Source organism: Ileibacterium valens, from assembly GCF_001945525.1.
GTDB lineage: Bacteria > Bacillota_I > Bacilli_A > Erysipelotrichales > Erysipelotrichaceae > Ileibacterium > Ileibacterium valens.
In genome coordinates, this window is the sequence record NZ_MPJW01000259.1 from 1 (window position 1) to 623 (window position 623).

The window sequence follows — 623 nt, forward strand, 5'->3', positions numbered from 1 at the left end:
GCAGGATTGCGTTTGATTTTAGCCATGATTTCATTTCCTCTTTTCTTAATAAAAGCACAAATCGCAAAAAAAATCTGTGCAGGCCGAGCCGTACGCTCTCGACTTACACAGATAAAATTACACTCTCTTTTTATCCCTGTCCTTTCGCATTAAAAACCCTCGCATGTCTATTTTCCCGCGAAGTTTATTTATTTCTAACAACTTGTTTAAATCAAAGAATCAATTAACTCACTAAATGTCTCCTGGTTTGTTTATTTAAATCTTTATTTTTCTTCTTCAGAAAGAACCTGTTCAAGATAGGTGTTTGAAATCTCTTAAAAAATTAGCAACATCTTCTCTGGAAAATCCGGAAACAAGCAATTTTACCGCGATTTTTCTGAGTTCCTGATTTCGAACGATTTCAATTCCTTTCGTTTTACCTCTCATTTCGCCAATCCGGATTCCTTCGGTTTTTCCGATCTGGATTCCTTCATTATTTCCGATTTTGAACCCTTCGTTTCTGCTGGAATTTTGCATTTGAATAATTGCTTCACACATATTGATCACTCCATTCCTGATCTTTATTTTTCTGTCAAATTCGATTTTTGTTACTGCGTAAATCCAATCATACGCCAGAGGGCTGA

Annotated in this window: 1 protein-coding gene; it reads right to left on the minus strand. The window is 35.8% G+C overall.

The window, feature by feature from the left end; all coding sequences use genetic code 11:
• Positions 1-291: 291 nt before the first annotated feature.
• A partial coding sequence (locus BO222_RS11790) for a hypothetical protein (RefSeq protein ID WP_233131261.1) occupies positions 292-623 on the minus strand: 332 nt, incomplete at its 5' end.